The 233-nt window shown below is 70.8% G+C and carries 1 pseudogene; it reads left to right on the top strand.

The annotated features are described in order from the left end of the window. Positions 1-143: 143 nt before the first annotated feature. Positions 144-233 (top strand): annotated as a pseudogene (locus BIV01_RS20320) (exodeoxyribonuclease III); the annotation flags it as partial.

The raw sequence follows: 233 nt of genomic DNA, 5'->3' as shown, positions 1-233 counted from the left end.
ACGCGGTTCGTCGTCGATGCCATGAGTGCCTCCGATGCAGTCTCGTCCTGGTGTCCAGCGAACACCATCGTGCCGTGCTCCGCCCGGGAGCACGGCCCGGCGCGCGGAGCCCCGCCGCGCCGGCGCACGGTAGGTTCGGACCCATGCGCGTGGCGACCTGGAACGTGAACTCCGTCCGCACCCGAGTGGGTCGGATCGTCGACTGGCTGGTGCGCGAGGACGTCGACGTCCTC

It is taken from the genome of Curtobacterium sp. MCBA15_013 (assembly GCF_001865095.1).
In the GTDB taxonomy this organism is placed as follows: Bacteria; Actinomycetota; Actinomycetes; order Actinomycetales; family Microbacteriaceae; genus Curtobacterium.
Note: the sequence above shows the minus strand (reverse complement) of the source record. Positions and strands in the feature narration are given on the sequence as shown.